Consider the following 20,423-nt stretch of genomic DNA (forward strand, 5'->3'; position numbering starts at 1 on the left):
CGCGCGGATGCCCGGACAAGCCGGCAATTATAGCCCCGGGCGCCGTTTTCCCGAGCTGCAGGGCAGAGGGGTACGATGCCGGTCCCGACGACGAGAGCGACGCCATGGGCGAGTGGTTGACCCTGTCCACCCCGGAAGGCCCCGTGCAGGCCTGGCTGGCCCGCCCCGGGACCGCGCCGCTGGGCGCGGTGGTGGTGATCCAGGAGATCTTCGGCGTGAACGCGCACATCCGGCACGTGGCCGACCGCTTCGCCGCGGCCGGGTTCACGGCGATGGCGCCGGCGCTGTTCGACCCGGTCGACCCGGGCGTCGAGCTGCGCTACGACCAGGACGGCGTGGCCCGCGGGCGCGATTACGCCGCGTCGATCGGCTTCGAGCGCGGGCTGAAGATCGTCGGCGCGGCCTCGCGCTGGCTGCACGAATCCGGCCACGCGGTGGCGGCGGTCGGCTTCTGCTGGGGCGGCACCCTGGCGATGCTGGCCAACACCCGCCTGCACATGCCGTCGGTCACGTACTACGGCGGCCGCAGCGTGCCGTTCCTCGGCGAACCGGCGCGCGCACCGATGCTGTTCCACTTCGGCGAACGCGACCCGATCATCCCGCCCGAGGACGTGGAGAAGCATCGCCTGCACCATCCCGAGGCGACCGTGCACGTCTACGCCGCCGGACACGGCTTCAACTGCGACGAACGCGCCGACTACGACGCCGACGCCGCGGCAATCGCATGGACGCGCACCCTCGCCTTCCTGACCGAGCACCTGACATGACCCGGCACGCCGACGCCCCGCCCGGCTGGCACCTGCATCCGCAACTGGCCGACGACACCCATCCGCTGGCGCACTGGCCGCTGTGCGACGTGCAACTGATGGACGACGCCCACCACCCGTGGCTGATCCTCGTCCCGCGCATCGAAGGCGCGACCGAGCTGACCGACCTCGATCCCGCGCAGCAGGCCGCGCTCACCGCCGAGATCGACCGCGCCTGCCGCGCGCTGCAGGCCGCGGTACAGCCGCACAAGCTGAACGTCGCGGCGCTGGGCAACGTGGTGCCGCAGCTGCACGTGCACGTGATCGCCCGCTTCCGCGACGACATCGCGTGGCCGCGCCCGGTCTGGGGCACGGCCGCCGCGCAGCCCTACTCGCCCGAGGCGCTGGTCGAACGCGTGGCCCGGCTGCGCGACGCCCTGTCGGCATGAGCGACGGCGAGCGCGACGGCCCGGTTGCCGAGGCGCTCGCCGACGACGCCTGGTTGTTGCGGCTCGCGCCCGGCGCCGACGCGAACGCGCGGGCACATGCGCTGGCCGCAGGCCTGCGCGCCGACGCGCCCGCGTGGCTGCGCGACGTGGTGCCGGCCTGGGACAGCGTCGGCGTGTGCTTCGATCCGGCGCAGATCGACCCGGATGCCGCACTGGCGTGGCTGCAAGCCCATCGCGACGATGGCCCGGGCGCCACGCTCGCCACGCCGCGCATGATCGAGATTCCCGTGCGCTACGGCGGCGAACACGGCGTCGACCTCGACGCGGCCGCGGCCGAACTCGGGCTGGCGCCCGCGGCGCTGATCGCACGCCACGTCGCGCCGCTCTACACCGTCGCGATGATCGGCTTCGCGCCGGGCTTTCCGTACCTCGACGGGCTCGATCCGGCGCTGGCGCTGCCGCGGCTGGCCACGCCGCGCAGTCGCGTGCCCGCCGGCAGCGTCGGCATCGGCGGCGCGCAGACCGGCATCTACCCGCGCGAAAGCCCCGGTGGCTGGCGGCTGCTCGGGCGCACGCCGCTGACGCTGTTCGATCCCGCGGCCGACCCGCCGTCGCGGCTGCTGCCCGGCGACCGCGTGCGCTTCGTCGCCATCGACGACGCCGCGTTCGACCCGCTGGCGCGCGACGCATGAGCGCGACCGCATGGCGCGTGCTGCGCCCCGGCGCGCTGACGACCGTTCAGGACGGCGGGCGCCACGGCTGGCGCCACCTCGGCGTGGCCCGCGCCGGCGCGCTCGATCCCGATCTCGCCGCGCTCGCGAACCGGCTGGTCGGCAATCCGCCCGAGGCCGCGGTGCTGGAACTCACGTTCAACGGCCCGACGCTGGCGCTGCCGGCGCCCGCGCGGATCGCGCTGTGCGGGGCCGGGATGACGGCGACGCTGGAAGATGCCGGCGGCACCCTCCACGCCGTACCGCCCGGTCGCCCGGTGACGGTTCCGGCCGGCCTGCTGCGCCTCGGCAGCATGGGCCACGGCCTGCGCGCGTGGCTGGCGGTGGCCGGCGGCTTCGACGTGCCGCCGGTGCTGGGCAGCCGCAGCACCGACCTGCGCGGCGGCTTCGGCGGCCTCGACGGGCGCGCACTGCGCGCAGGCGACCTGCTGCGGGTGGGTAATCTCGACTTGGGCGAAGCCGTCGTGGACGACCTCGACGCACCGGTCGCGCCCGGCTGGTGGATCGATCTCGACGCCGACGTCCCGCCCGACGCACCGATCCGCTACCTGCCGTCGGCGCTGCCGATCGCCGCCGGATTGGCGTCGCATGCATGGACCGTCGATCCGCGCAGCGATCGCCAGGGCCTGCGCTGCGCCGGCGATGCGCTTGCCGCCGAACTGCCGGAGCAGGTGTCCGCCGCGGTCGCGCCGGGCACGCTGCAACTGCCGCCGGACGGCCACCCCATCGTGCTGCTGGCCGATGCGCAGACCGTCGGCGGCTATCCGCGCCTCGGTCACGTGATCGCCGCCGACCTGCCGCGGCTCGCACAGCGTCGCGCGGGCGACGCGCTGCGTTTCTTTGCAGTGACGCGGGACGAAGCCCGCGCGGCGTGGATGCAGCGGACCGCACGCATCGCGCGACTAGAATGGGCCATCGACCTCGCCATCACCCGGGAGACCGCGCCATGACCCTGCTCCGACCGGCCACCGCCTCGCTTGCGCTCGCCGCCCTGCTGTTCGCCGCCGTCGATGCGCGCGCCGACGACGTCGACTACCGCACCGGCGGCAAGCGCTTCGCGAAGGTGTGGCACGCGTTCTACGACCTGTCCGACCACGAACCCGAGATCGACGACCCGCTGATCGCCGCCGGTCGCCCGATGGTGCCCGCGATCTGCGAGGCCATCTCGCACCAGGACATGAAATACCGTCGCTACGCGATCGGCGCGCTGGGTTACATCGGCGACCGCAAGGCGGTGCCGACGCTGGTCGGCCTGCTCGAGAATGCCGGCGAAAAAGCCTATTTCCGCAGCGACGCACTGCTCGCGATCCATCGGATCGACCAGCCCCTCGGCACGCGCTATGCACGGCAATACCGATACGCGGACAAGCCCATCGCCATGATCGCCGAAGCGATCCTGCGCGGCGACCGCGGGCTGCTGGAACCCACCGAAGAATGACCGCCTTGACCACCATCGACCTCAACTGCGATCTCGGCGAAGGCTGCGGCCATGACGCCGAGCTCGTGCCGCTGATCTCCTCCGCCAACATCTCGTGCGGCGCGCATGCCGGCGACGCGGACACGATCCGCGCGACGCTGCGCCTGTGCGCCGCGCACGGCGTCGCCGCCGGCGCACATCCGGGCTACGCCGATCGCGCACACTTCGGCCGGCGCGAGACCGGCGACGATCCCGACACCATCGCGCGCAGCGTCGCGGAGCAACTGGCGACGTTCGCCGCGCTCGCGAAGGAATGCGGCGTGGTGGTCACGCACGTCAAGCTGCACGGCGCGCTCTACAACCGCGCCGCCGAGGATGTCGACGTCGCGGCCGCGATCGTGAAGACGGTGCAGGCGTTCGATTCCGCGCTGCCGCTGGTCGGGCTGTCGGGCTCGGTGCTGCTGGCGATCACCGCGGACGCGGGCCTGCCGGTCGTGCACGAAGTCTTTCCCGATCGCGGCTACGACACGAAGGGCCGCCTGCTGCCGCGCAGCCAGCCGGGCGCGGTGATCGACGCGCCCGCCGACGTGGCCGACCGCGCATTCCTGCTCGCCGCGATGGGCCTGGCGAAAGACGAACGCGGCCGGCCGCTGCTGCTGCGCAGCGACACACTGTGCCTGCACGGCGATCGCGACGACGCGGTCGCGATCGCGCAGGCCGTGCGCACGCGCCTGCTGGATGCAGACGTGCGTATCGCTGCGCGCGCTGGTCTCGCCGCGTGACCGCCGAGCTCGTCAACTACGAGTTCGTCAACTACTGGCCGCTGATCGGCGTGCTGGCCGTCGTCGCCGGCTTCGCGCTGCGGCTGAACCCGGCGCTGGTCGTGGTCGGCGCGGGCTTCATCACCGGCCTCGCCGCGAAGCTGTCGCCGCTGGAGGTGCTGGACCTCATCGGCAAGGCCTTCACCGAGAAACGCTACCTGCTGCTGTTCCTGATCACGCTGCCGGTGATCGGCCTACTCGAACGCCACGGCCTGAAGGAACGCGCGCAGGCGTGGATCGCCGGGCTGCACGGCGCGACGATGAGCCGCCTGCTCACCGCGTACCTGCTGTTGCGCCAGGCGTTGTCCGCGATCGGGTTGACCAGCGTCGGCGGCCATCCGCAGACGGTGCGGCCGCTGGTCGCGCCGATGGCCGAAGGCGCCGCGGAAACGACGCACGGCGCGCTCACCGATGCCGAACGCGAGCGCATCCGCGCGATGGCCGCCGCCACCGACAACGTCGGCCTGTTCTTCGGCGAGGACATCTTCATCGCCTTCGGCGCGGTGCTGCTGATCCAGGGCTTCTTCGCCGACCACGGCCATGCGCTGGAACCGCTGCAGATCGCGGTGTGGGGCATCCCGACCGCGGTCTGCGCATTCCTGATCCACGCCTGGCGCCTGCACCGGTTCGAGCGCGCGCTCGCCCGCGCGCATGCGCACGACGCGACGACGACGAGGGACGGCGCGTGATCGGCATGACGCCGGTCTACTGGCTGCTCGGCGCCTATTTCGCGGTGCTGGCATGGCGCGGCGCGCGCGACACCGGCAATCCGCGGCGCATCACCACCGCCGCGTTCTGGGCGCTGCTTGCCGCGCTGCTGTTCGCCGCCGAACGCCTGCCGGTGCGCGTCGTCGGCGGCTGCGTGGTGGTGCTGGTGCTGATCGCCGGTTTCGGCGGCCTGCGCAGCGGCCGCTACGCCGAAAGCAGCGCCGACGAGAAGCGCGCCGAAGCCGCGCGACTCGGCAATCGGCTGTTCCTGCCGGCGCTGCTGATCCCGCTGCTGACCGTCGCGGGCACGCTCGCGGCGAAGCATCTCGTCGTCGGCGGCAAGCCACTGTTCGACACTGCGAACACCGGCACGCTGACCGCACTCGCCGTCGCGTGCCTCGTCGCACTCGCCGCGGCCTGCGTACTGACGCGGCAAGCGCCCGGCGTCGCGATCGAACAGTCGCGGCGGCTGGTCGACGCCATCGGCTGGGCCGCGCTGCTGCCGCTGCTGCTGGCGACACTGGGCAGCGTGTTCGAGGCCGCGGGCGTGGGCCAGGCCGTCGCCGGCGTGGTCCGCGGCATCATCCCGGTCGACAACGCCTTCCTCGTGGTCGTCGCCTACGCGCTGGGCATGGCGCTGTTCACCGCGATCATGGGCAACGCCTTCGCCGCATTCCCGGTGATGACCGCCGGCATCGGCCTACCGCTGCTGGTCGACCTGCACGGCGCCGACGCCGCGGCGCTGGGCGCGATCGGCATGCTCTCCGGCTACTGCGGCACGCTGATGACGCCGATGGCCGCGAACTTCAACCTCGTGCCGGCCGCATTGCTCGAACTCAAGGACCCGTACGGCGTGATCCGCGCGCAGTGGCGCACCGGCGCGCTGCTGCTGGCCTGCAACGTCGTGCTGATGTACGTGATCGTGTTCCGCTGAGGGCATCGAATGCGCCACGTCCCCGTCGTCCTGCTCACCGGCTTCGATCCCTTCTGCGGGGATGCCGTCAATCCGAGCTGGAAAGCCGTGCGCCGACTGCACGGCACCACGCTGCACGGGCACCGCATCGAAGCGGTGGAGTTGCCGACGGCCTTCGGCCGCGGCGCGACGGCGCTGCTCGACGCGCTCGATCGGCATCGCCCGGTGCTGACGCTGTGTACCGGCCTCGCGGCGAATCGCGGCGCGCTCTCGCTGGAGCGCGTGTCGGTGAACCTGATCGACGCGCGCATTCCCGACAACGACGGCGCGCAACCGGTCGACGTCCCTTGCGTCGCCGGCACGCCCGACGCGTATTTCACGACGCTGCCGGTGAAGGCGGCGCTGCGCGCGCTGAACGCCGCGGGCATCCCGGCCGAGTTGTCGCTCACCGCCGGCACCTTCGTCTGCAACCACGTCTTCCACGTGCTGATGCACGCCCTCGCCGGCGATCCCGCCGGGCCACGCGGCGGTTTCGTCCACGTGCCCCCGCTGCCCGGCATGCCGCTGCGTTCGCCGCAGGCGCGCGCGATGCCGCTGGAGACGATGGTTGACGGCATTCGCCTGATCATCGACGTCGCGCTGCGCACGCACGACGACGCGCACTTCGCCGCCGGCACCCTCGACTGACGTCGCCATCCGGCAGGGTTCCGCATTCAGGAATCCGGATGCTGGATCGATGCTGTCTGCTACAGCCCACCCCATCCCCACCCAAACCCTCCCCTTGAAGGGGAGGGCTTCAAGGCGCAACGCCTTGCTTTCCGGTCATCGACCACAAGCGCTGCTGTCCCTGTGGAACGCAGACCTTCGAATCAATGTTTTTTGTTCTCCCCGGCAGGCGAAACGCTTCAAAGTGCCGCGCCCTGCTCCCTCCCCTTCAAGGGGAGGGTCGGGGTGGGGATGGGGTTGACCACAGGCAAACACTCGCGACGAGGCGCTCTGCGGCTAAAGTTCGATGCATCCCCGCACCGGAATGCCCCCATGCACCTTGCATCCATCGCCTGCACTGCCCTGCTCGCCCTCGCGCTTGTCGCGCCGTCCGCGCAGGCCGGCGTGTTCGCGAAGAAGCCCGAAACCGTCGCGGAGGAAGCGCAGGCCGCGAATCTGCCCGCGGTGACGCTCTGGATCGAAGCCACCTGGGGCATGCGCAACCAGGGCGCGGCGAACAGCCTCACGAAGGCGCACGGCGCGTTCGCGAAATACGGCTACAAGGTGGTGAGCGTGCAACCGTACATCGAGAACGGCGACCTGCAGGGCTTCTTCGTCACGTACCAGAAGCCGTGACGTCGTCGCCGCCGAACCACTGCGGATAGCGGCGCCAGCGTCCGACCGAGCGCGCATGCACCGGCTGGCGCACCTGCCAGCGGCTGAGCGTCTGCACCGAGCGGCCGCTGGCGTGGAAGGCCAGGCAGCGGTCGTCCCACGGCAACCCGGCGAAATCGATCAGCCGGCGGATCTGCGCGTCGGTGTCGGCGACCACGTCCTCGTAGCGCAGTTCGAGGATCGGCAGCGGCGACACCGCCTGCCAGTGGCGCATCAGGCGTTCCTGTTCCGCGATCATGAACGCGATGTCGTCGAGGTCGGTGGCGTAGGTCGACAGCGGCGAGAAACTTTCGCTGTAGATCGACAGCGCGATGTCGCGCGGATCGCGCCGGCACCAGACGATGCGCGCGTCGGCGAACAGCATCGCGATCAGGCCGACGTGCAGGAAGTTGTACGGCTGCTTGTCGACGAGGCGCTGCGCGTCCTGCGCCGCTTCGCCGGCACCGGCGAGATAGGCGTCGGCGCGGCTGCGCAGCCAGTCCGCCGGGATGTCCTCCAGCCGCTGCATCCAGCCTGCGCCGCGTTCGTCCGACAGCGTCTGCGCGATGGCGACGATGCCGGTGCGCTCGCCGCAGCCATGCACGGCGGGATGCGCGGCGAGGATTTGTTCCGCCAGCGTGGTGCCGCTGCGCGGCATGCCGAGCACGAACATCGGTCGCGGATCGCGCAGCGCCTCGCGCCGGCACGCGACCAGCCGTTCGGGCGTGAACGCGGCGATCGCGGCGTCGACCTTGGCGGTGACATCGGCGCGATCGAACCCGCCGTCGCTCTCGCGACGCAGGCGATTGGCTTCGGCCCAGTGCGTCGCGGCGGCGGCGTATTCACCGCGCGCGTCCTCGCGCTTGCCGAGCACGTGGTGCAGGTAGGCGCGCTGCGGGCCGGGCACGGCTGCATCGGCGCTCATCGCCTCAGCCCTGCGCACGAGGTCTTCGGGCGCGACGGCGCGGGCGAGCGCGATCGCCGAGCCCAGCGGATCGCCCCAGTCGGGCGCCAGCGCATGGGCGCGGGCGTAGGCCGCCTGCGCTTCGTCCGCGTCGCCGAGGTCTTCCTGCACCCAGCCCAGCTCCAGCCACAGCGGCGCCTGGTCGGGGAAACGCGCGAGGCCTTCGCGCACCGTCGCCAGCGCGCGCTCGGGCGTGCCGAGGTGGCGCTGGCACTGCGAGCGGCGCAGCGGCACACCGGGATCACCGCCCTGCCCGGCCGCGACGAGCCGGTCGAACAGCGCCAGCGCGTCGGCATGGTGCTCGACCGCGTATTCCGCTTCCGCCAGCGCGCGCAGGATCTGCGGCTGCTCCGGCGCCAGCGCATTCGCGCGACGCAGCGCGGACAGCGCCTCGGCGTCGCGCTTCGCGCCGTACAGGGTCATGCCGAGCAGGTACCAGCCGCCGACCAGCCCGGGTTGCAGTTCGACCGCACGGGTGAACGCGGCGATCGCCTCGTCCGCGCGACCGATGCCGGCCAGCACCTGCCCGAGATCCAGTTGCAGCGAGGCCTCGCCCGGCGCCAGCGACACGGCGAGCCGCATCGCTTCGATCGCCGCGTCGTGGCGGCCGGCCATCTGCTGCAGCGTCGCCAGCGCGCGGAACACCGCCGGCTGCTGCGGGAAGTCGCGCAGCAGGGCCTGCATGACCTGTTCTGCCTCGACGACGCGCGTCTGCTGGAGCAGGGCGTAAAGCTGCTGGAGGCGAGGCTGGAGATCGCTCATCGCCGTGCGTCCGCTGCAACGAAAGAGACGGCGTGGCTCACGTCCGCGGCAGCGTCACGCCGGTCTGGCCCTGGTACTTGCCGCCGCGGTCGCGGTACGACGTCTCGCAGACCTCGTCGGACTGGAAGAACAGCATCTGTGCGACGCCCTCGTTGGCATAGATGCGCGCCGGCAGCGGCGTGGTGTTGCTGAATTCAAGCGTGACGTGGCCTTCCCATTCCGGTTCCAGCGGCGTCACGTTGACGATGATGCCGCAGCGGGCGTAGGTGCTCTTGCCAAGGCACACCACCAGCACGTCGCGCGGGATGCGGAAGTATTCGACGGTGCGGGCCAGCGCGAAGGAATTCGGCGGGATGATGCAGACGTCGGAGACGACGTCGACGAAGCTGCTGGGATCGAACGCCTTCGGATCGACGATCGTGGAGTTGATGTTGGTGAAGATCTTGAACTCGCGCGAGCAGCGGACGTCATAGCCGTAGCTGGACGTGCCGTAGCTGACGATGCGCTGGCCGTCCGCGGCGTGCTTGACCTGGCCGGGCTCGAAGGGCTCGATCATGCCCTGCGTCTCGGCCATGCGGCGGATCCAGCGGTCGCTCTTGATGCTCATGCGGTGTTCCCGGCCCGGGGGCCCTGAAGTGATGCGGAAAGGTGGGGATTCTACGGGAGCGCCGGCGGCGGCCCGCGACGGCCCGCGACGGCTGCGATCGCGCGCCCGGTCAGACCAGGCTCGCGCCGATGCCCGCGCGCACCCGCGGGCGCTCCGCGAGGACTTCCAGCACGCGTGCGGCGAGCGCGCGATACGCCGCGGCCGCAGCGCCGTCGGGCTTCGCGCGCACCACCGGCGTGCCGACGTCGCCCTGCTCGCGGATGTCGATCTCCAGCGGCAGCGCGCCCAGCAGCGGCACGCCGTACTGCGCCGCCATGCGTTCACCACCGCCGTGGCCGAACAGATGTTCGACATGGCCGCAGTGCGAGCAGACATGCTGGGCCATGTTCTCGACCAGCCCCAGCACCGGCACGTTGACCTTCTCGAACATCTTCAGCGCCTTGCGGGCGTCGAGCGTGGCCACGTCCTGCGGCGTGGTGACGATGACCGCGCCGGCGACCGGAATCTTCTGCGCCAGCGTCAGCTGGATGTCGCCGGTGCCCGGCGGCAGGTCCACGACCAGCACGTCGAGGCCTTCATCGCCGGGCTCGCCCCAGCGGGTGTCGTTCAGCAGCTGGGTCAGGGCCGAGGTGGCCATCGGGCCGCGCCAGATCATCGGCGTGTCCTGCTCGACGAGGAAGCCGATCGACATCGTCTCCACGCCGTGGGCGCGCATCGGCACGATCGACTTGCCGTCCGGGCTGTCCGGCCGGCCGTCGAGGCCGAGCATGGTCGGGATGCTGGGGCCGTAGATGTCGGCGTCGAGCACGCCGACCCGGTAGCCCAGGTCGGCCAGGGCCACGGCCAGGTTGACGGCGGTGGTGGACTTGCCCACCCCACCCTTGCCGGAACCGACGGCGATGAGGTTGCGGACCCGCGGCAGCGGGGCGAGGCCGGGCTGGACGGCGTGGGCAGGCAGGCGGGAGGCAGTGGTCATGCCGCCATTGTCGCCGGCCCGGGGGACGGCCGCCAATCGGACCGCCCGGGGCCATGTCGGGCCCCGTGAAATCCCCTCGACATTGCCGGAATTGGCGGGTAGCAAGGCCACATGACATGCTCGTTAAAGTCATGTTAAGTTCCGGGGACAGGGGGTGGGGAAAAGCCTCCTGGACAGAAAGCATTTCTTTCATCGACACACCGGGGAACCCATGAATCCGAACGATCCGCGCCGCCTGCGGCGCCTCCCGCTCACCAGCGCCATCATCGCCGGCCTCCTGTTCTCTGGCGCCGCCCTTGCGCAGGATGCCACCGGCGACGACCAGAAGCCGCAGCCCGCCGCCCAGTCCACGCAGGACGGGCAACAGACCCTCGACAAGATCGAAGTCGTCGGCAGCCGCATCAAGCGCGCCGAAGTCGAAGGTCCTTCGCCGGTGACGGTGATCACCGCCACCCAGATCGAAAAGGAAGGCTTCAACACCGTGTTCGACGCGCTGGAGACGCTCAGCCAGAACACCGGTTTCGGCCAGAACGACTTCAACGCCGCCGGCGGCTTCACGCCGAACGCCAGCGTGATCAACCTGCGCGGCCTCGGCCCGGGCTTCACGCTGCTGCTGATCAACGGCCGTCGCGCGAACGACTATCCGTTCCCGTACAACGGTCGCAGCAACTTCCAGAACTTCAACAGCATCCCGGCCGCCGCGGTCGAGCGCATCGAAATCCTCGCCGGCGGTGCGTCCGCCATCTACGGTTCCGACGCCGTCGCGGGCGTGGTGAACGTGGTGCTGAAGCGGAATTTCGAAGGCAACCTGCTGAAGCTCAAGGGCCAGACCAGCACCCAGGGCGGCCGCGACATCGGCGACCTGCAGTGGGTGGGCGGCAAGACCGGCGACAACTGGAGCGTCGTGTACGCGTTCGAGTCGTTCAACGCCGAGCCGCTGTGGGGCTACCAGCGCGACTTCATGGATTCGGCCGAAGACAACCCGGCGCCTCCTGGCGTGAACGGCTCGACCGGCGTGGGCGGCTACCAGCCGCCGATCGGCATCCAGATCCGTCGCCTCAATTCGTCGGGCAGCACCGTCGGCTACGTGCAGCCGGCCGGCCGCACCTGCAGCGGCAGCAGCTTCTACCGTCCGCACACCTACACCAGCAGCCTCAGCGGCGCCACGCTGGGCCCGGGCTGCGGCTACGACCGCTACCCCGCCGAGCAGACCGTCCTCAACGGCAACAACGACCTGTCCGGCTACGTCTACGGCAACTACCAGTTCAACGACAACCTGGAAGCCTGGGCGACCGCGATGGTCTTCAATTCGCGCTCGCGCCTGAGCGGCGGTGTCGAACAGTGGTTCGGCGGCCCGCAGCCGAACGCCACGTTCTACGACCCCAACCTCGGCATGCGCATCCTGCCGATCCGCGCGCTGACGCCCGAAACCTACGGCGGCAGCGAAGGCACCTTCCAGAAGTTCGAGGAGAATTCCTACGACGTCGCCTTCGGCCTGCGCGGCACCATCGCCGACCGCTTCGACTGGGAGTGGACCATCGGCGGCGCCAAGTACGACGCCAAGCGCGAGCGTCCGCGCCTGACCGTCAGCGGTGCGACGGCCTACTTCCTCGGTTCGCGCCTGGGCACCACCAGCGGCATCCCCGGCGTGCCCAACGGCCTGCCGATCTACCGCCTCAACCTCGACCGTTTCTACGGCCCGATCTCGGCCGCCGACTACGCGTCGATGTCGACGATGGTCAAGTACCACGGCGTCTCCGACAACGCGGCGACCAGCTTCGTGCTGACCGGCGACCTGTTCGAACTGCCGGCCGGCCCGGTGGGTTTCGCGGCGGTGCTGGAAGCGAGCAAGCAGTCGTACGACCTGAAGGCCGACGCCCGGATCTTCCCGTCGGTGCGCGAGATCTACAACCTCACCGGCACCGGTGGCGGCGGCGACCGCTCGAAGTACGCGGCCGGCCTGGAACTGCGCGTGCCCGTGCTCAGCGCGCTGGAACTGAGCCTCGCCGCGCGTTACGACCGCTACGACGACATCACCGATGTCAACGGCGCCGCCACCTGGGCGGCCGGCTTCGAATACCGTCCGTTCCAGAGCCTGTTGATCCGCGGCAACTACGCCACGAGCTTCAAGGCGCCGGACATGCACTACATCTTCTCCGAGCGCAGCGGCAGCTTCGGCGCGATCACGGACTACTACCGCTGCTTCCAGGCCGGCATCCCCGCGGGTGTCTGTTCGGGCGCCGGTGCCACCTACAACTACTCGGCGTTCACCACGTCCGAAGGCCAGCCCGGCCTGCGCGAGCAGACCGGCAAGTCGTGGACCGCCGGCCTGGTGTGGGACATCACCGATTCGCTCTCGATCTCGGCCGACTACTACAGCATCCAGCTCGAGGACGTGGTGACGGTGCAGTCCGGCACGTCGATCCTCAACGCGGAGTACGGCTGCCTGTCGGGCACGGGCCGGTACCCGAACGGCTCGACGTTCCCGTTCGCCCCGGGTTCGGCGTTCTGCACCGAGACGCTCTCGCGCATCTCGCGTGACCCGAACACCAACGCGCTCCTCGAGATCCGCAGCGGGCCGATCAACCTCGCCGAGCAGGGGACGAAGGGCATCGACGCCACGGTGAACTACGCCCTCGACACCGAGCGCTTCGGCAAGTTCAAGACCTCGCTGGCCTGGTCGCACACGCTGGAGCAGACCCAGCGCGCGTCGGTGGGCGATCCGCTGATCAGCTACCGCGACCTCAACTCGACCTCCGACTACCGCAGCCGCGTCCGCTGGTCGACGAACTGGAGCATGGGCGACTGGGACGCGACGGTGTTCATGAACCGCACGGGCAGCTTCCCGATCTGGAATCCGAACAACCTCAACTTCACCAGCGGCCGGATCGGCAGCCGCACCGGCCCGAACATCACCTGGAACATGACGGTGGGCAAGAAGATCACGGACAAGCTCTACGTCCGCGGCAACATCAACAACATCTTCGACCACATCCACCCGAACGACGACACCTTCAATTCCTATCCGTACTACTGGCAGGGCTACAGCCCGGTCGGTCGCGAGATCGGCCTGGAACTGAGCTACAAGCTCAACTGATCCCGCACCACCTTGCGTCACCCGAAGAGCCCGGCACCCGCCGGGCTCTTCCTTTTCCGGCATTCACCTTGCCCAACCGCCCCGAAATCCGGCCGGTCCCCCGCTTCCCACCCCCGCCGGATACGGTATAAAGAACCGCTCCGGCCCGGGCGACGCGCCCGGTTCCGCCGACGCAAGACACGACAACGAGATCCAACGCCCTGGGAGGGGAACCATGCGCATCAAATCCATCCTCATGCCGCTCGCGCTGACGCTGCTCGCCGCGTCCTTCACGGCGTCGGCGGAATCGCCGTCGCCGATCGGCCGCTGGAAGACGCTCGACGACGAGACCGGCAAGCCGATGACGATCTCCGAGGTCTACAAGACCCAGAACGGCACGCTCGCGGCGAAGATCGTCGAGAACCTCGGCCTGCCGCCGACCTGCGCCGACTGCAGCGGCGCGTACAAGGGCAAGCCGATCGTCGGCATCGTCACCCTGTGGAACCTGAAGCCGATCGCCGGCGGCTGGGGCGGTGGCAACGGCTACAAGCCGTCCGAGGACCGCAGCTTCAAGGTCAAGTCGGTCAAGCTCAGCGCCGACGGCAACAAGCTCGAAGTCACCGGCTGCGTGATGGTGTTCTGCAAGACGGGGACCTGGGTCCGCGTCCCCTGATCGGCCGTACACGCCCCGCATCGATCGACCACGGCCCGGCCGCGCAGGCGTCCGGGCCGTTCCATGTCCGTTTCCGGAGCCCGTCCATGCCCCGCATCGCCCGCCCGATTGCCGGCTTGATCGCCGTCGTCGCCCTGCTGCTGCCCGCCCTCGCCTTCGCCCAGTCGTCGCCGCTCGGCCGCTGGCGCAGCATCGACGACGCCACCGGCAAGCCCAAGGCGGTGATCGAGATCGCCGACGCCGGCAACGGCACGCTGTCGGCGCGGATCGTGAAGATCCTCGACCTCAAGGACGGGCCGAACCCGGTCTGCAAGGCCTGCAAGGGCCAGCGCCGCAACCAGCCCATGGTCGGCATGGTCATCGCCTGGGGGCTGAAGCCCGATGACGGCGTCTGGGGCGACGGCCGCATCCTCGATCCGGAGAACGGCAAGGAATACGCGGTGAAGATGACGCCGACCGACGGCGGACGGCGGCTGGAAGTGCGCGGTTTCCTCGGCTTCGCGCTGCTCGGCCGCACGCAGGTCTGGCAGCGGGAGTGACCCGCGCCGGCGGCGGGGCGGCCGCGAGGGGCGTGCGATAATCGTCGATCGTTTCCCCCGGAGTGCGACCCGCCCATGTCTCCCGCGTCCGACCGACCGCAGGTGCTCGTCACCAACGCCCTGCCCTACGCCAACGGCCAGATCCACCTCGGCCATCTGGTGGGCTACATCCAGGCCGACATCTGGGTGCGCGCGCGTCGAATGTCCGGGGACACGGTGCACTTCGTCTGCGCCGACGACACCCACGGCACGCCGATCATGCTGGCGGCCGAAAAGGCCGGGGTCACGCCCGAAGCCTTCATCGCCGACGTCCAGGCCGCCCATGAACGCGACTTCGCCGCCTTCGGCGTGGCCTTCGACCACTACGACTCCACGAACTCGGCCGGCAACCGCGCGCTGACCGAGGCGATCTACCTGAAGCTGGAGGCCAACGGCCACATCGGCCGCAAGTCGGTGCAGCAGTTCTACGACCCGGCCAAGGGCATGTTCCTGCCCGACCGCTACGTGAAGGGCATCTGCCCGAACTGCAACAGCGCCGACCAGTACGGCGACAACTGCGAGGTCTGCGGCGCCACCTACGCGCCGACCGACCTCAAGGACCCGCGTTCGGTCATCAGCGGCGCCACGCCGGAGCTGCGCGCGTCGGAGCATTTCTTCTTCGAACTCGGCCAGTTCCAGGATTTCCTGCGCGAGTGGCTGTCCGGTGACGTCGCCGTCTCCGGCGTGAAGGCCAAGCTGCAGGAGTGGCTGGATGCCGAGGGCGGCCTGCGCCCGTGGGACATCTCGCGTGACGCGCCCTACTTCGGCTTCGAGATCCCCGGCCAGCCCGGCAAGTATTTCTACGTCTGGCTGGACGCGCCGATCGGCTACCTCAGCAGCTTCAAGGCGCTGTGCGAGGCGAAGGGCTACGACTTCGACGCCTTCACCCGCGCCGGCAGCACCGCCGAGATGCACCACTTCATCGGCAAGGACATCGTCAACTTCCACGGCCTGTTCTGGCCGGCCGTGCTGAAGGGCAGCGGCTTCCGCACGCCGACGAAGCTGCACGTCAACGGCTACCTGACCGTCGACGGCGCCAAGATGTCGAAGTCGCGCGGCACGTTCGTGATGGCGAAGACCTACCTCGACGCCGGCCTGCCGCCGGAGGCGCTGCGCTATTACTTCGCGACCAAGACCAGCGGCGGCGTCGATGACCTCGACCTCAACCTCGGCGATTTCGTCGCGCGCATCAACAGCGACGTCGTCGGCAAGTTCGTCAACATCGCCAGTCGCTGCGCGGGCTTCATCGCGAAGCAGTTCGACGGGCGCCTCGGCACGACGCTCGAAGCCGGCCGCGGCATGGAACTGTACGCGACCACGCTCGCTCGCCGCGAGGCCATCGTCGAGGCGTATGCCGCGAACAACGCCGCCGCCGCGCTGCGCACGATCATGGAAGCCTGCGACGAAGCCAACGCCTACGTCGCCGACAGCGCGCCGTGGGCGATCGCGAAGCAGACCGAGGTCGCCGGCAGCAGCGAACGCCTGCACGCCGTGTGCACGACCGCGCTCAACCTGTTCCGCCTGCTCGCGGCGTACCTCAAGCCGGTGCTGCCGAACCTCGCGACGCAGGCGGAAGCCTTCCTCGCGTCGCCGGTCACGCAGTGGTCCGATCTCGACGCGCCGCTGCTCGGCCACGCGATCCAGCCCTACACTCCGCTCTTCACCCGAATCGACCCGAAACAGATCGACGCCATGACCGAAGCCTCGAAGGAATCGCTGCAGCCCGCCGTCCCCGCCGCGCCCGTGAAGAAGCCCGATGCACCGAAAGCCGCGGAGAAGGCCCCGGAACCGGCGACGACCGACGCGCCGGCCTACATCGGCATCGACGATTTCGCGAAGCTCGACCTGCGCATCGGCAAGGTACTGGCGTGCGAGTTCGTCGACGGCTCGGACAAGCTGCTGCGCTTCGAGCTGGACGCCGGCGAGCTGGGCAAGCGCCAGATCTTCTCGGGCATCCGCGGCAGCTACGGCGAACCGGAGAAGCTGGTCGGTCGCAACGTGGTGTTCATCGCCAACCTCGCGCCGCGCAAGATGCGTTTCGGCCTGAGCGAAGGGATGATCCTCTCCGCCGGCTTCGACGGCGGCGCGCTCGCGCTGCTGGATGCCGACGCCGGCGCGCAGCCCGGCATGCCCGTCCGCTGATCGAGGAGCCGCTCCGATGAAATCGATCCACACGCTCTGCGCCCTCGCCTGCCTCGCGCTCGCCGCCTGCGCGGGCACGTCGCGCGACACGCCCGCGCCCGCGGCGCCCGCCGACGCGCCGCGCCCGATCGGCGGCGACCGCGACGCGCACGGCTGCCTCCCCGCCGCCGGCTACGCCTGGTGCGCGCGCGTGCAGCAGTGCGTGCGGCCGTGGGAGCTGGCGAAGGAGAAAGGCTTCGACAATTCGCCGGGCGGCTACGACGCCTGGTGCAACGCGAAGGACGCGCCGGCCACGCCGTGACCGTCGATCTCGTCGAACGCCTCGACCGGCTGTTGCCGCAGACGCAGTGCGGCCAGTGCGGCTTCGCCGGCTGCCGGCCCTACGCCGAGGCGATGGCGCGCGGCGAAACCAACATCGACCGCTGCCCGCCCGGCGGCGACGCCGGCGCCCGCGCGCTGGCGCGCGTGCTCGGCGTGCCCGCGCGCACGTATGACCGCACGCGCGGCACGCACAAGCCGCCACAGGTGGCGCTCGTGGTCGAGGACGACTGCATCGGCTGCACCAAGTGCATCCAGGCCTGTCCGGTCGACGCCATCATCGGCGCGGCGAAACACATGCACGTGGTGATCGAACCGCTGTGCACCGGCTGCGAGCTGTGCGTCCCCGCCTGCCCGGTCGACTGCATCGCGATGCTCACCTCCACCGAGCCCGCGCCGGCGTGAGCTACCGCGCGCTCGATCCGCAGGCGATCATCGTCACGGCCGCGCGACTGAGCGCACGCATCGCAGAGCGCTTCCCGGATTCGGGGCTGTCGAAGGTCGCGGCCGAAGTGCTGGCGGTGGCGCAGGACACCCGCGCCGACATCGCGGCGGTGCGCCGGCCGCGCCCCGCGCAGCGGCTGTGGATCTGGGCCGTGCTGGCGCTCGGCGCGGCGATGCTGGTCGCGATGGTCGTCTCGATGCCCGCCACGTCGTCGCGGCTCGAACTGTTCCCGCTGCTGCAGATCGTCGAATCGGCGATCAACGACGTCGTGTTCCTCGGCATCGCCGTGGTGTTCCTGCTGTCGCTGGAAGCGCGCAAGCAGCGGCGCGCCGCCCTGCGCGCGCTGCACCAGCTGCGCAGCCTGGCGCACGTGATCGACATGCACCAGCTGACCAAGGATCCGGAGCATCTGCTGTCGCCCGAGGCCGCGACGGCCTCGTCGCCGCGGCACGATCTCGACGCCTTCGGGCTGTCGCGCTATCTCGACTACTGCAGCGAACTGCTGTCGATCCTGAGCAAGATCGCCGCGCTGTACGCGCAAGACCTCGATGACAGCGAGGTGCTGGCCGCGGTCAACGACATCCAGGGCCTGACCACGGGGCTGTCGTCGAAGATCTGGCAGAAGATCGTCATCCTCGACAACCTGCGCGAGCGCGGCGGCCACGGCTGAGCCGCGGTCGCCGGCACGCGGTCAACGCCTCACTTCGCCGACGCGTCGGTGCAGCCCGAGCAGACGCGCTCGACCTTGTAGCCCTTCGCGCGCAGCTTCTCGACCACGCCGTCGCTGCCCAGCAGGTGCAGGCTGCCGACCACCACCAGCGTGTCCTTGTCGTGCGCGTCGTCGAGCATGCGCTGCAGCTTCGGCACCCAGGCGTCGTTGCGGGCGACGTTGATGCGCTGGTACAGCGCCGGATACTTCGCGCGCATGTCCGCAGCCATGCCGTTCCATAGCGCCTTCGCATCACCGCGGCGCCAGTCGGCGTGCAGCTTTTCGATCTCCTGGCGCGCGCCTTCGGCATCGCCCAGCGATTCCTGCAGGAACTGCACCTGCTGGTCGGGTTCCATGCCGTCGAACAGCGCGATCTGGTCGCTGCCCAGCTCCAGGCCCGTCGCCGGCTTCGACGCGCCGGCCGCGCGCTGGATCATGCGCATGTCGAGGCCGTTGGCGGGATCGAGCCCGAACTTGCCCATCTCGGTGAGCGACACGATCATGCCGGCGAACCACGGCTCGAACATCTGCAACGCCGGGCCGGGGAGTCCGGTCTTCATCAGCGCATCGCCGTTCGCGGCGACCCAGGCATCGAACTGCTTCGCGGTCTCCGGCGGCAGCGTGTCGCCCAGCCGCTTGCCGTCCGTGCGCAGCGCGGCCTTGGCCATCGCCATGCCGAGCTGCGGCGACGTCATCTCTTCCGGCGCGATCTCGAACGCCAGCGCCTCGGCGTCGTCGAACGCGGCGTCGATGTCCTTCGACAGCGGGTAGTCGTCGGCCTTCAGCACATGGAACGAGCCGAGCAGGTAGATCGCGTTGTCCGCATCCGACACCTTCCACAGCAGCGGCACCGGCGGCGAGGCGGTCGAGGCGGACGCGGCGGGCGCCGGTTTGGCGGCCGCGCCGGCGATCGCCGGCAGCAGTGCGGCAGCGAGCAGCGCGGGCGCGAGGGTGCGGAGCATTCGGGACGACGGGAACAGGCGCATGGGAATCCTTGTGCGTGCGGGGGAGACGCGGGACGGGCCGCCGGTCACTGGCGCGGGCCGCCGTAGCGTTTCTCGCCGGCGGTGACGGCGAGATCGATGCGGTTCTGGTTCGGCGGCAGCGCGCAGGTCGAGAACAGGGTGAAGGCCGCGGGCGGGTTGTAGGCGCGGTTGAAGTCGATCACCACCTGGCCGCTGGTGTCGGGGCGCAGCACGTCGATGCGCCGGCCCTGGCCGTAGGTCTCGTGGCCGCTGGTGTTGTCGGCGAAGATCACCGACAGCGTTTCGTCGCCCTCGTCGAGGGTCTCGAGCTGGAAGGTGCGGCCGTCGCGCTGGAATTCGAGCGCGCCGGGATTCGGCAGCGTCTCGGTCATGCCGGCGATGTCGACCACGTCCAGCGTGGTGCCGGCCGGGTGCGGGATGAACTTCGCGGTGATCCGCCAGTCGAGCTGCGGCGGCCAGTAGTCGAGCCCCTTGAACTGGGTGCGGGTCAGCGCATCGGCGTGCTTGATGCGCAACGCGAGGTTGCCGGCGCGGTCGATCACCGTCATCTGGCCGCGGCCGTCGTCGAACCCGACCACGCTGGCCGGGCCTTCGCGATCGGTGCGCAAATCCACCCGCGAAGCGGTCAGCGGCTGGCCGTCGAGCGTGAGCACGAGGCCACGCTCGGGCGTGAACGTCACCGAGCCGTTGTTGCGGGTGACCATGCCCAGCGCCACCGGCCCCGCCGCGAGACGGATGCCGCTGCGCTCGCCGCTGCCGATGTAGTGCGACTTCAGCGTGAGCCAGTGCAGGCCGACCAGCGTGGTCCAGCCGTCGGGCGTGACCAGCGCCTCGCGCCGCTGCGTGCGCCAGAGCTGCTCGCCGGCGATGTACTGCTGCTGCTCTGCGCTGGGCGCGGCGATCTTCTCGCCGGCCTTGTCGCCGCAGCCGGCGAGCACGCCCAGCAGCGGCAGCAGCAGGGCGGCGAACGGGCGCATCGATCGGGAACGGATTCCAGGCGCGGGGATCGTCATGGCAAGGCTCGCGGGCATCGTGCAGCGCCC

General features: G+C 70.3%; 22 protein-coding genes. 17 read left to right on the forward strand and 5 right to left on the reverse strand.

The window, feature by feature from the left end; translation table 11 throughout:
* Positions 1-104 precede the first annotated feature (104 nt).
* The 10 genes from ACT53Q_RS10620 (at position 105) to ACT53Q_RS10665 (ending at position 7,126) form a co-directional block, all read left to right on the forward strand.
* Entirely contained in the window at positions 105-767 is a 663-nt protein-coding gene (locus ACT53Q_RS10620) for a dienelactone hydrolase family protein (RefSeq protein ID WP_476186612.1), read from the forward strand.
* A complete protein-coding gene (locus ACT53Q_RS10625; RefSeq protein WP_476186613.1) occupies positions 764-1,195 on the forward strand; it encodes an HIT domain-containing protein in 432 nt (143 codons plus the stop codon). The genes ACT53Q_RS10620 and ACT53Q_RS10625 overlap by 4 nt, the downstream gene beginning before the upstream one ends.
* On the forward strand, positions 1,192-1,887 hold the full coding sequence (pxpB, locus tag ACT53Q_RS10630; RefSeq protein WP_476186614.1) for a 5-oxoprolinase subunit PxpB: 696 nt from the start codon (positions 1,192-1,194) through the stop codon (positions 1,885-1,887). The genes ACT53Q_RS10625 and pxpB overlap by 4 nt, the downstream gene beginning before the upstream one ends.
* The gene (locus tag ACT53Q_RS10635) at positions 1,884-2,876 is read left to right on the forward strand and encodes a 5-oxoprolinase subunit C family protein (protein WP_476186615.1); all 993 of its coding nucleotides are present in this window, start codon (positions 1,884-1,886) and stop codon (positions 2,874-2,876) included. Before pxpB ends, ACT53Q_RS10635 begins: the two co-directional genes overlap by 4 nt.
* Positions 2,873-3,364, forward strand: coding sequence for a HEAT repeat domain-containing protein (locus tag ACT53Q_RS10640; protein WP_476186616.1), 492 nt, complete (start codon positions 2,873-2,875; stop codon positions 3,362-3,364). The genes ACT53Q_RS10635 and ACT53Q_RS10640 overlap by 4 nt, the downstream gene beginning before the upstream one ends.
* Positions 3,361-4,125, forward strand: coding sequence for a 5-oxoprolinase subunit PxpA (locus tag ACT53Q_RS10645; RefSeq protein ID WP_476186617.1), 765 nt, complete (start codon positions 3,361-3,363; stop codon positions 4,123-4,125). Before ACT53Q_RS10640 ends, ACT53Q_RS10645 begins: the two co-directional genes overlap by 4 nt.
* Positions 4,122-4,853 carry a DUF969 domain-containing protein gene (locus ACT53Q_RS10650; protein ID WP_476186618.1) on the forward strand — a complete coding sequence of 244 codons (732 nt, stop codon included), beginning with the start codon at positions 4,122-4,124 and terminating at the stop codon, positions 4,851-4,853. The genes ACT53Q_RS10645 and ACT53Q_RS10650 overlap by 4 nt, the downstream gene beginning before the upstream one ends.
* 5 nt (positions 4,854-4,858) lie before the next feature.
* Complete coding sequence (locus tag ACT53Q_RS10655; RefSeq protein WP_476186834.1) at positions 4,859-5,806, forward strand: DUF979 domain-containing protein; 948 nt, start codon at positions 4,859-4,861, stop codon at positions 5,804-5,806.
* A 9-nt stretch (positions 5,807-5,815) separates the two neighbouring features.
* Positions 5,816-6,472, forward strand: a complete 657-nt coding sequence (gene pcp, locus ACT53Q_RS10660) for a pyroglutamyl-peptidase I (protein WP_476186619.1) — start codon at positions 5,816-5,818, stop codon at positions 6,470-6,472.
* A gap of 351 nt (positions 6,473-6,823) precedes the next feature.
* Positions 6,824-7,126: a hypothetical protein gene (locus tag ACT53Q_RS10665; protein ID WP_476186620.1), complete on the forward strand. Its 303-nt coding sequence runs from the start codon at positions 6,824-6,826 to the stop codon at positions 7,124-7,126.
* Here ACT53Q_RS10665 and ACT53Q_RS10670 read toward each other — a convergent pair.
* The 3 genes from ACT53Q_RS10670 to apbC all read right to left on the reverse strand — a co-directional run bounded on the left by ACT53Q_RS10670 (position 7,107) and on the right by apbC (position 10,453).
* Positions 7,107-8,870: a tetratricopeptide repeat-containing sulfotransferase family protein gene (locus tag ACT53Q_RS10670; protein WP_476186621.1), complete on the reverse strand. Its 1,764-nt coding sequence runs from the start codon at positions 8,868-8,870 to the stop codon at positions 7,107-7,109. The genes ACT53Q_RS10665 and ACT53Q_RS10670 overlap by 20 nt on opposite strands.
* Before the next feature lie 37 nt (positions 8,871-8,907).
* Positions 8,908-9,477 (reverse strand): dCTP deaminase, encoded by a 570-nt coding sequence (dcd, locus tag ACT53Q_RS10675; protein WP_476169904.1) that lies wholly within the window; start codon positions 9,475-9,477, stop codon positions 8,908-8,910.
* A 109-nt stretch (positions 9,478-9,586) separates the two neighbouring features.
* Positions 9,587-10,453 carry an iron-sulfur cluster carrier protein ApbC gene (apbC, locus tag ACT53Q_RS10680; RefSeq protein ID WP_476186622.1) on the reverse strand — a complete coding sequence of 289 codons (867 nt, stop codon included), beginning with the start codon at positions 10,451-10,453 and terminating at the stop codon, positions 9,587-9,589.
* 211 nt (positions 10,454-10,664) lie between these two features.
* Here apbC and ACT53Q_RS10685 point away from each other — a divergent pair, with 211 nt between their 5' ends.
* From ACT53Q_RS10685 to ACT53Q_RS10715, 7 genes are all read left to right on the forward strand, one after another.
* Positions 10,665-13,550, forward strand: a complete 2,886-nt coding sequence (locus tag ACT53Q_RS10685) for a TonB-dependent receptor domain-containing protein (RefSeq protein ID WP_476186623.1) — start codon at positions 10,665-10,667, stop codon at positions 13,548-13,550.
* Positions 13,551-13,764: 214 nt separating this feature from the next.
* On the forward strand, positions 13,765-14,202 hold the full coding sequence (locus tag ACT53Q_RS10690) for a DUF2147 domain-containing protein (protein WP_476186624.1): 438 nt from the start codon (positions 13,765-13,767) through the stop codon (positions 14,200-14,202).
* Between the two features lie 86 nt (positions 14,203-14,288).
* Positions 14,289-14,741, forward strand: a complete 453-nt coding sequence (locus ACT53Q_RS10695; protein ID WP_476186625.1) for a DUF2147 domain-containing protein — start codon at positions 14,289-14,291, stop codon at positions 14,739-14,741.
* 75 nt (positions 14,742-14,816) lie between these two features.
* Positions 14,817-16,922, forward strand: coding sequence for a methionine--tRNA ligase (metG, locus tag ACT53Q_RS10700; RefSeq protein WP_476186626.1), 2,106 nt, complete (start codon positions 14,817-14,819; stop codon positions 16,920-16,922).
* A gap of 16 nt (positions 16,923-16,938) precedes the next feature.
* A complete protein-coding gene (locus tag ACT53Q_RS10705; RefSeq protein ID WP_476186627.1) occupies positions 16,939-17,223 on the forward strand; it encodes a peptidase in 285 nt (94 codons plus the stop codon).
* Positions 17,220-17,645 carry an Rnf electron transport complex subunit RnfB gene (rnfB, locus tag ACT53Q_RS10710; RefSeq protein ID WP_476186628.1) on the forward strand — a complete coding sequence of 142 codons (426 nt, stop codon included), beginning with the start codon at positions 17,220-17,222 and terminating at the stop codon, positions 17,643-17,645. The genes ACT53Q_RS10705 and rnfB overlap by 4 nt, the downstream gene beginning before the upstream one ends.
* Complete coding sequence (locus ACT53Q_RS10715) at positions 17,642-18,355, forward strand: hypothetical protein (protein WP_476186629.1); 714 nt, start codon at positions 17,642-17,644, stop codon at positions 18,353-18,355. Before rnfB ends, ACT53Q_RS10715 begins: the two co-directional genes overlap by 4 nt.
* Positions 18,356-18,384: 29 nt before the next feature.
* Here the strand turns inward: ACT53Q_RS10715 and ACT53Q_RS10720 are convergent, their stop codons facing one another.
* A complete protein-coding gene (locus ACT53Q_RS10720) occupies positions 18,385-19,380 on the reverse strand; it encodes a TraB/GumN family protein (RefSeq protein ID WP_476186630.1) in 996 nt (331 codons plus the stop codon).
* Positions 19,381-19,424: 44 nt separating this feature from the next.
* A complete protein-coding gene (locus ACT53Q_RS10725; RefSeq protein ID WP_476186631.1) occupies positions 19,425-20,357 on the reverse strand; it encodes a DUF1684 domain-containing protein in 933 nt (310 codons plus the stop codon).
* Between the last annotated feature and the right edge of the window lie 66 nt (positions 20,358-20,423).

The sequence above is a fragment of the Lysobacter sp. DMC97 genome, from assembly GCF_056313745.1.

Coding starts and splice junctions, on each gene's coding strand:
- ACT53Q_RS10620 (WP_476186612.1), top strand. CDS start 105: ATGGGCGAGTGGTTGACCCTGTCCACCCCGGAAGGCCCCGTGCAGGCC.
- ACT53Q_RS10625 (WP_476186613.1), top strand. CDS start 764: ATGACCCGGCACGCCGACGCCCCGCCCGGCTGGCACCTGCATCCGCAA.
- pxpB (WP_476186614.1), top strand. CDS start 1,192: ATGAGCGACGGCGAGCGCGACGGCCCGGTTGCCGAGGCGCTCGCCGAC.
- ACT53Q_RS10635 (WP_476186615.1), top strand. CDS start 1,884: ATGAGCGCGACCGCATGGCGCGTGCTGCGCCCCGGCGCGCTGACGACC.
- ACT53Q_RS10640 (WP_476186616.1), top strand. CDS start 2,873: ATGACCCTGCTCCGACCGGCCACCGCCTCGCTTGCGCTCGCCGCCCTG.
- ACT53Q_RS10645 (WP_476186617.1), top strand. CDS start 3,361: ATGACCGCCTTGACCACCATCGACCTCAACTGCGATCTCGGCGAAGGC.
- ACT53Q_RS10655 (WP_476186834.1), top strand. CDS start 4,859: ATGACGCCGGTCTACTGGCTGCTCGGCGCCTATTTCGCGGTGCTGGCA.
- pcp (WP_476186619.1), top strand. CDS start 5,816: ATGCGCCACGTCCCCGTCGTCCTGCTCACCGGCTTCGATCCCTTCTGC.
- ACT53Q_RS10665 (WP_476186620.1), top strand. CDS start 6,824: ATGCACCTTGCATCCATCGCCTGCACTGCCCTGCTCGCCCTCGCGCTT.
- ACT53Q_RS10670 (WP_476186621.1), bottom strand. CDS start 8,870: ATGAGCGATCTCCAGCCTCGCCTCCAGCAGCTTTACGCCCTGCTCCAG.
- dcd (WP_476169904.1), bottom strand. CDS start 9,477: ATGAGCATCAAGAGCGACCGCTGGATCCGCCGCATGGCCGAGACGCAG.
- apbC (WP_476186622.1), bottom strand. CDS start 10,453: ATGACCACTGCCTCCCGCCTGCCTGCCCACGCCGTCCAGCCCGGCCTC.
- ACT53Q_RS10685 (WP_476186623.1), top strand. CDS start 10,665: ATGAATCCGAACGATCCGCGCCGCCTGCGGCGCCTCCCGCTCACCAGC.
- ACT53Q_RS10690 (WP_476186624.1), top strand. CDS start 13,765: ATGCGCATCAAATCCATCCTCATGCCGCTCGCGCTGACGCTGCTCGCC.
- ACT53Q_RS10695 (WP_476186625.1), top strand. CDS start 14,289: ATGCCCCGCATCGCCCGCCCGATTGCCGGCTTGATCGCCGTCGTCGCC.
- metG (WP_476186626.1), top strand. CDS start 14,817: ATGTCTCCCGCGTCCGACCGACCGCAGGTGCTCGTCACCAACGCCCTG.
- ACT53Q_RS10705 (WP_476186627.1), top strand. CDS start 16,939: ATGAAATCGATCCACACGCTCTGCGCCCTCGCCTGCCTCGCGCTCGCC.
- ACT53Q_RS10720 (WP_476186630.1), bottom strand. CDS start 19,380: ATGCGCCTGTTCCCGTCGTCCCGAATGCTCCGCACCCTCGCGCCCGCG.
- ACT53Q_RS10725 (WP_476186631.1), bottom strand. CDS start 20,357: ATGCGCCCGTTCGCCGCCCTGCTGCTGCCGCTGCTGGGCGTGCTCGCC.